The organism is Bacillus sp. JJ783 (genome assembly GCF_036963225.1).
Classification (GTDB): domain Bacteria; phylum Bacillota; class Bacilli; order Bacillales; family Bacillaceae_G; genus Bacillus_A; species Bacillus_A cereus_U.
On sequence record NZ_JBALMG010000065.1, the window covers coordinates 1 to 7,625 of the forward strand.

Below are 7,625 nucleotides of genomic sequence, written 5' to 3' on the forward strand. Positions count from 1 at the left end.
TAAAAAGAAAAAAAGAATCTATTTGGATTCTTTTTTTCTTTTTATTACATTACATATTTATATAAAGCATGTGCGACACCATGTTCTTCATTTGTTAACGTTTCGTATTGACACATCGCTTTTATTTCTTCAACTGCATTTCCCATTGCAATTGATATATTTACTTTCTCCATCATAGAAACATCGTTTAAGCCATCGCCTATTGCTACAGTGTTTTCAACTGGAATATTAAGATGTTCTGCTAAAGTATATAATCCATTTCCTTTTTGAGCATCTCGATGATTAATCTCTAAATTATGCCAATAGGAAGATGTAATAGCTAAATCCGTATTATGCAGAAACGTTTCTTTTAATTTTTTTAATTTCTCTATGTCATAAGAAAACGGTAAAAGTTTATGCACATGTATATCCATTTCTACAATTGGTTTACAGCTTTCTGTACTATGAAATGCTGTATGCTCAAGGTATAATGCAGCAATCGTTTCTAACTCTTTCAAATCGAAATTTTCTTTTGCATTCTTCACATACTCGATTTCATTACGTACACTCTCTACTCCATAATCCGGTACATACACACCTTTATTAGTATAAAGCTGATAATACAAGCCATTCTCTTCAAGATATTCTACAATCTCAAGTGCCTGCATATTTTGAATTGGATATCTCTTCATCATTTTTTTATCTTTATATATAAGTGCACCATTTTCCGCAATAATCGGACACTCCAAATCAACTTCTAACAAAAGTCGTTCAATATCCACAATAGAACGTCCTGTACAAATTGCTACAACATGGCCAGCTTCTTGACATTTTCGAATTGCTTCTGCATTCTCTTTACTAATCATTTTATTCCCTGAAAGAAGAGTTCCATCTAAATCAATTGCGATTAATTTCATTATTTCTTCACCACTTTCTATAAATACACGAGTTTTTATTAAATAAAAGGTATCGTTTTCATACGAATCTCGTGAAGTACTCCTTATTTATAATTTATGAAAAGCGTTTCAGGTCAAGAAATAATTAAAAATAAAATCCAAAGCTGTTCTTTTTAAAGAAAAGCTTTGGATTTTATGCTATGAATTATAACTAATATATTTTGTCTCACACATGTATACGTTTTTTTCTTCTGTTGGGATATATACGGAAAACTTTTCTAAACGTTTTCCGTATATATGAATAGTGATTGCGCTTTCATTTTTGGCTATTTCTAGAATATGACAATCAGCTGGTGGAATTACTTTATCTGTTTCGCCTTCTCCCAAATAAAGATTTCCTGTATGTGTTAAATAAGAAAGTGAATTTCCAAGCTGCTTCGTTTGAACAAAGTTCTGCACCATTATCCTTCCTGAAAAAACGCCTTCTACTCCCCATGTGCCATCATGATCATGTAATGGTGTAGATTGTCCATCTTTCCATACGAGAGCTAATACTTCAAAACGTTTTAATGGATCTTCATACAGTAAGTGTCGTGCATATTGAGCCGAATTCGCCTTCTGTTTATCTAACGGAAGCCATGTTTTCTTTTCTAAAAGTTCTTCTAATAATGTTTCAATTTCACACACGATTTGTTCTTCCAATAAATCACCATCTATTAAATCAGTTACAGCTTTAATAAATGTTTGAAACGTTTTACTCCCATTGCACGTTAACATAAGCATCCTCCTCTACTCTTTTTTCACACACCTCCATACTATAAAACACACTAAAATTTTACAATTGAGAAATAAAAAACAAGGTACAATACAATGTACCTTGTTGAACGTTTTATTGAGTTTTTAAGCGAATAGGTAAGTATTTTAAGGTTTGTTCATTTTCCAATATACATGTTTCTAAATTGAAAGATGGAGATAACTCTATTTTTTCGAAAGCATTTATAAATGTATTTAATGCAATCTCAGCTTCTAAACGTGCAAGCGGTGCCCCTAAGCAAAAGTGAGGACCTTGTACGTATCGCGCTCTTCGAAAAACTTGATTACGAGGCTAGAAAAGAAATTTTGACTACGCGCCAAAACGTGCTTCAAGAACAACTTACAGCCATCCAATCCCTTGACGTTGTCTCACCTTTTATTACAGAAGTTGCTGAATTTACTACGTCACGTATTGAACATGAATTACATTGGATTACATCACTTATGAAGAAAATATAAAAAAATAACAAGAAAAGTTAAAAACAATGAATGAAAATGAGATTTATTATCAATACTATAATTAATAAAAGGGCAACCACGATTTGGCTACCCTTCAAAAACTTATATTTCTGGATCGAAAGTTTTACAATCTGTTTCTTCCGTAGTAGAAGCTTGTTTCCCTTTATTACTTACTACATAAATTGCATCTGCACTACATTTGTTACCGTTAGCCCAAAATTTACAGTTGTTTACTTCACATAAAACGTCTTGTGCCATAGTATCACACCTCCTTGTTCTATTATCATTAACAAAATTCGGAGGTATGATACTCTTTGTCATGCATTTTTTATTACCTTTTTAGCTTTCTTAATGATTCTATATCCCCTCGTACAATAGCATCAATATTTTCGGTTATTTTTTCAATGTCAAAATTCCACCATTGAATCTGCAATAATTCATCTATTATTGCATTTGAAAATCTCTCTTTTATTTTATTTGCAGGGTTTCCACCAACAATTGTATATGGTGCGACATCTTTAGTCACAACAGATTTAGCTGCAATTATTGCACCATCACCTATTTTTATTCCAGGCATAATAGTTGTGTCCATACCAACCCAAACGTCATTTCCAATCACTGTATCTCCTTTATAGGGCAGATCAGATAACTGTGGTGTGAATTTCTCCCAGCCATTCCTAAAAATATTAAATGGATATGCCGAAAATCCATCCATTCGATGATTCGCCCCGTTCATAATAAAGGTAACTCCAGACGCAATGCAACAAAATTTACCAATAACGAGACGATCCCCGATAAATTCATAATGATATAATACTTGATCTTCAAATGTTTCCCCATGCTTCGCATCATAGTAAGAATAATCACCAACGATTATATTAGATTTCATTATTGTGTTTTTTATAAAATGAACGTTTTGATTTCCTTCAATTGGGTATTTAACGTTTGGATTAGGATTCATGTTGCACAGCACTTCCTTTACCATTCATTTCACTTTCTACTGCTATAACTGGCTTTAGATTATATATAGGTAAAATAAACAATAATCCAATTATAAATAATAGAGCTGTCCCTTCATACATTGTACTTAAAGAAAAGGTTTCTTTTAACGCTCCAGCAATACTCATCGTTACTACCATAGAACCAGTAAATAATGGACTTAGAATACCATTCACGCGCCCAATAAAATCCGTATCACTATTTTGAATAATAAGCGTATTAATCCCAATTTGAATGCACGGTAAAGCTAATCCGCTAAAAAGTTGTGCAGTAAGTGTAACCCATAAATTTGTGGAATAGCCTATAATACCAATTCCGATTGCCTGACCGAGCATACCTACAATTAACATCTTTTGCGGGGCCACGTTTTTCGCGAATATCATTGCTAAAGCTCCGCCAACAATCATTCCTGCACCATTTACTGTTAATAACCACTGTAAACTTTCTTTTGATAATCCTAGTTGTTCTGTCACAATAAATATTCCGAGCGGCTGGATAAGCCCTATACCGAGTCCAGCTGCCATAAAACATAGACCGAGCAAAGTTAATGCTTTTTTCTTTTTTACATATTGAATACCATCAATCATTTCCTGCAATAGAGTTATTTCTTTTTTCTCTGCTTCGTTTTCAAAATCTTTCGGAAGAAATAACAATACAGCTGCAGCAAGTAAAAAAGCGATACCAGTTATTATTATTGAAATATAGATTCCAAAGCTGTGAAAAATAAATGTTCCAATAATCGGTCCTAACACCATAAATATTGCAAATATCGTTTGATATAATGACATGGCTAATTGAATTTGTTCTGTCGATAAATGTTGTTTAAATAATTTCATTCCGGATGGTTGGGAAAACTGTGAAAGAATCGCAGATATGAGCGTCACAAAAAACACGATTTTCCACGTACCAAACATTAGAGTGATCAATACTGCGAACACTGATATAGAACTTAAAGTTTCACACCATATCATTGTCTTCTTCGGCTTCCATCTATCCGCAAAGGTCCCACCAATAAAGGAGAAGATAAAAATCGGTGCAAATTCGGCAACTGAAATCATCGAAATTGCAAAAGCATCACCTTTCGTCATTTCCATAACATAAAGTAATACTGCAAAGTTCCGAACCCATATTCCAATTTGTAAAAATAATGCTGAAGCAAGAATTCCTTGCACAAATCGATTTTTTAATACTTGTGATACCCCCTGATTTTGATTCGTTTCTGCAGTCGTCGACATAAAAAAGCCTCCTATTTCGTGTTCTAAATAGGAGGCAGCACAAATCATATGAAAAGACTATATATTCGCAGCGCGAAATACATCCCTTTTCTATACATGTACATACTAATCCTATTCAGAAGAATATTTCGTTTTTTAACGAAGATCTCTTACAAATAGAATTAGTTGATCATTGGGATGTTTTCACCCTTCCGTTTCGAATTTAAATAATACATACATACTCTATGTAAATCGTTTTCGATGTATGCATGTCTTAATGTAACTATTCTAGAAAGTCAAAGGTAATTCCTCTAAAGAACGCATTAAGTAATTTCCTTGCCAGTTAATTTCTTCACGATTACCTTTTATTTGTAACGAAGGCAAACGCTTTAACAAAGTAGTAATAGAAATCTTTGCTTCTAACCTAGCAAGTGGTGCTCCTAAACAGAAATGGCTACCATGTCCAAAGGCAATGTGACGGTTATTCTCCCTTGTAATATCGAATACTTCTGGGTTTTCAAATACTGCTTCATCACGGTTTGCTGAAGCTAATGCAATAATAACCATGTCTCCTTTTTGGATTGTTTGATCGTGAATTTGAAACGGCTCAGCCGCCCATCTTGCAGTTGTAACCTCAACTGGAGAATAATATCGCAATCCTTCCTCTATAGCTGAATCAATTAGTTTTGAATTTTCTTTTAATAACTGTAATTGATCAGGATTTTCGAGAAGTGCTAATACCGTATTTGTAATTAAATTCACAGTTGTCTCGTGTCCAGCTACGATAAGTAACATAATCATTGAGTATAGTTCCGGGGCACTAAGTTTATGTCCCTCACTTTCAGCAAGTATTAAAGCACTCACCAAATCCTCTTTAGGATCTTGTCGTTTTACATCAACTAAATATTGAAGATATGTAATAAATTCAGATAGTTGCTTTCCAGTTTCTTTTATTTCTTCTGGTGTTACTGGGGAGGCAATGACGGCATGCGACCAAATCCTAAATTTCGCTTGATCCTCTTGTGGAATTCCAAGCATCTCACTTATTACAATAATCGGTAATGGGAATGAATAATCATCCACAAGATTTAATGTACCTTTTCGCTCTATCTCATTTATTAAATCATCCGCTACTCTCTGAATTCTTCCGTCTAATTGTGAAATCATCTTCGGTGTAAAAGCTTTTTGAACTAAAGAGCGTAAACGACTGTGGTTAGGTGGGTCCGAATTTAACATGTGTGTTGTTAAATGATCACTATTGTCAACAGAAAGAAACATGTTCATTGTATCTTTAGAAAACACATTATTTGGATCTTTTTTTAAGCGATTATCTTTTAAAAGCGGCAAGGCATCTTCATATCTTGTAATGAGCCATTCTGTACCAATCTCGACTTTATTAACAAATAAAATAGGTTGCACTTTTCGCGATTCTTTATAAATCTCATAAGCATCTTCTTTAAACTGAGCAGAAGCTAAATTAATGCCATCCTCTATTTTTCGGCCAACCTTATTTTTTATTGACATTGCATTCCCTCACTCTCAATTATTTGTGTAAATCAACCCAACATTTGAATTATACTTCAATAAAAACTAGAAAATTGTAAATTTTTAATTAAAATCTTACTTCGTATATTGAAAAATAAAAAAGTGAGAGAGTAAAATTATTCTACTCTCTCACTTCCTATTATGCGAAGCACATAAAATTACTAATTTGTTGATATCGATAACTTACTTTGCGGCGGCGACCAGCTTGCCAAGTGTAGCCGGATACCCCACTTCTTCTTACTTCTGTCGGAAAAAACCATAAGTCTCTTCCGAATGGACCAGGACGATGTAAACGTAAATATCCCCATCTCCCTAAACAGTTACACATCCATGATTTCATATTGCCCGCTTGTGCAGGAGAAGCAAATGTGGATGGTAAAGACGGAGCTTGTGACGGTGGTGGTGACGTTGGAGCATCTTCCGCATCATCTGGTCTATAATCTTCTAGTTCAACCTCTCTAACTTCGATATCAGGTTCATATCCGTATTGTTGTGGATTATAATACATCGTTTGATCATATGGATAATTTTGTTGGTTATACATATTAACAAATCACCTTCTTTTCATTCATTACCTTTAACATTCATATGTGATATAACACCTATCGGAAGCTTATGTATAGCCCAAATTAAACTAAAAAAATAAAGCTCGTATCTTTTTTTCAAAAATACGAGCTTTTTTATAAACGGAATATATTATTATTTTTTCAACTTCACACTATAAAAACGCATTTGATCTAATGAACCTTCAAATTCAAATACCTCTTGTTTAATTAATACTTTCAAGCGATACTCTAAGAAAGTATCCCCAACTAATTGCTCTACAAGACCAAGCGCTTCACCAATTACTCTCGGAGCTTTAAGGAAGTCTTTATCAGCACCTACTTTTTTCGCACACTCAATAATGAATTGGTCAAAATATTCTTCTTGTACAGAATGCACTTCATTGTCTTTCCAAACTCTTAAAAATTCCATACTATTCGATAAACTATCCCACTCGTGTTCAAGATTCACTCTGCTTTCTTTAGCTAAAAACGGTGATTCTGCAAAACTATTTTGGAAAGTAGCTAAACTTTCGGGCGATAATTCTCCCGTTCCACGTATATCATACTCTTGGTTTAAGATTTCTCTACTCACTTCAGATGTATTAATGATTCGAATATTTTTCTTACCTTTTAATTGCGCCATTACAAAACAAAGGCCTACATGTTCATGTGCGTTATCTGCCTTCCAAATGGTAATAGGTGTTTCATTAGGAATAGAATGTAGTTCTTCTAAAGTTTCCATAAATCTTGGTAAATATTCTTCTTCAAAATAACTATCATAAGAAGTTAAGTTGTTTAATAACCATTGCTGTCTTGCGAGTTGCCCTTTATTCGTATGTAATTGATTAATCGGTCCAATTGAAAAGAATTCAGAGAATGCAACAACACTCTCCTCAAATAGTTCTTCTTGACTTAACATATATTTTAAACACCCAGTTGTTGAATCATCAAAAGCGATATGAATGTGTGTACTTTCTTTTACATTCTTTTTATAAGATGTATTACTCGTTAGTTGCTTAGGTATACTTATCAAGTGTTTAATCGTATCTTCACTATAGTTCTCTTCTAATAAATCTAATTGTATAAGAATGCTTTGCAGGAAATGTTTTGCGTCATCCTCAGACATTTCATCAACAACATTTTTAATTTTATCTATCATGTAAATCCCTCTATTC

General features: G+C 33.5%; 8 protein-coding genes and 2 pseudogenes. 1 reads left to right on the plus strand and 9 read right to left on the minus strand.

Annotation, left to right across the window (positions count from 1 at the left end):
• Nucleotides 1-44: 44 nt before the first annotated feature.
• From V7038_RS14900 to V7038_RS14910, 3 genes and pseudogenes are all read right to left on the minus strand, one after another.
• Nucleotides 45-896 (minus strand): Cof-type HAD-IIB family hydrolase, encoded by an 852-nt coding sequence (locus V7038_RS14900; RefSeq protein ID WP_335470689.1) that lies wholly within the window; start codon nt 894-896, stop codon nt 45-47.
• Nucleotides 897-1,073: 177 nt separating this feature from the next.
• Entirely contained in the window at nt 1,074-1,652 is a 579-nt protein-coding gene (locus tag V7038_RS14905) for a cysteine dioxygenase family protein (protein ID WP_070178888.1), read from the minus strand.
• Between the two features lie 112 nt (nt 1,653-1,764).
• Nucleotides 1,765-1,944: pseudogene (locus V7038_RS14910) on the minus strand (cytochrome P450); the annotation flags it as partial.
• Here V7038_RS14910 and V7038_RS14915 point away from each other — a divergent pair.
• Nucleotides 1,926-2,147, plus strand: a pseudogene (locus tag V7038_RS14915) (PadR family transcriptional regulator); the annotation flags it as partial. The pseudogenes V7038_RS14910 and V7038_RS14915 sit on opposite strands and share 19 nt — an antisense overlap.
• A 102-nt stretch (nt 2,148-2,249) precedes the next feature.
• Here the strand turns inward: V7038_RS14915 and V7038_RS14920 are convergent.
• From V7038_RS14920 to V7038_RS14945, 6 genes are all read right to left on the minus strand, one after another.
• Nucleotides 2,250-2,405 carry a DUF1540 domain-containing protein gene (locus V7038_RS14920; protein ID WP_000046093.1) on the minus strand — a complete coding sequence of 52 codons (156 nt, stop codon included), beginning with the start codon at nt 2,403-2,405 and terminating at the stop codon, nt 2,250-2,252.
• Between the two features lie 73 nt (nt 2,406-2,478).
• Nucleotides 2,479-3,108: a Vat family streptogramin A O-acetyltransferase gene (locus V7038_RS14925; RefSeq protein ID WP_002110203.1), complete on the minus strand. Its 630-nt coding sequence runs from the start codon at nt 3,106-3,108 to the stop codon at nt 2,479-2,481.
• Nucleotides 3,098-4,381, minus strand: a complete 1,284-nt coding sequence (locus V7038_RS14930) for an MFS transporter (protein ID WP_002110204.1) — start codon at nt 4,379-4,381, stop codon at nt 3,098-3,100. The genes V7038_RS14925 and V7038_RS14930 overlap by 11 nt, the downstream gene beginning before the upstream one ends.
• Nucleotides 4,382-4,648: 267 nt before the next feature.
• Entirely contained in the window at nt 4,649-5,884 is a 1,236-nt protein-coding gene (locus V7038_RS14935) for a cytochrome P450 family protein (protein WP_002110205.1), read from the minus strand.
• 160 nt (nt 5,885-6,044) lie between these two features.
• Nucleotides 6,045-6,449, minus strand: a complete 405-nt coding sequence (locus tag V7038_RS14940) for a hypothetical protein (protein WP_002110206.1) — start codon at nt 6,447-6,449, stop codon at nt 6,045-6,047.
• A 155-nt stretch (nt 6,450-6,604) separates the two neighbouring features.
• Nucleotides 6,605-7,609: a DUF1835 domain-containing protein gene (locus tag V7038_RS14945; protein WP_335470695.1), complete on the minus strand. Its 1,005-nt coding sequence runs from the start codon at nt 7,607-7,609 to the stop codon at nt 6,605-6,607.
• Between the last annotated feature and the right edge of the window lie 16 nt (nt 7,610-7,625).

Coding starts and splice junctions, on each gene's coding strand:
- V7038_RS14900 (WP_335470689.1), bottom strand. CDS start 896: ATGAAATTAATCGCAATTGATTTAGATGGAACTCTTCTTTCAGGGAAT.
- V7038_RS14905 (WP_070178888.1), bottom strand. CDS start 1,652: ATGTTAACGTGCAATGGGAGTAAAACGTTTCAAACATTTATTAAAGCT.
- V7038_RS14920 (WP_000046093.1), bottom strand. CDS start 2,405: ATGGCACAAGACGTTTTATGTGAAGTAAACAACTGTAAATTTTGGGCT.
- V7038_RS14925 (WP_002110203.1), bottom strand. CDS start 3,108: ATGAATCCTAATCCAAACGTTAAATACCCAATTGAAGGAAATCAAAAC.
- V7038_RS14930 (WP_002110204.1), bottom strand. CDS start 4,381: ATGTCGACGACTGCAGAAACGAATCAAAATCAGGGGGTATCACAAGTA.
- V7038_RS14935 (WP_002110205.1), bottom strand. CDS start 5,884: ATGTCAATAAAAAATAAGGTTGGCCGAAAAATAGAGGATGGCATTAAT.
- V7038_RS14940 (WP_002110206.1), bottom strand. CDS start 6,449: ATGTATAACCAACAAAATTATCCATATGATCAAACGATGTATTATAAT.
- V7038_RS14945 (WP_335470695.1), bottom strand. CDS start 7,609: ATGATAGATAAAATTAAAAATGTTGTTGATGAAATGTCTGAGGATGAC.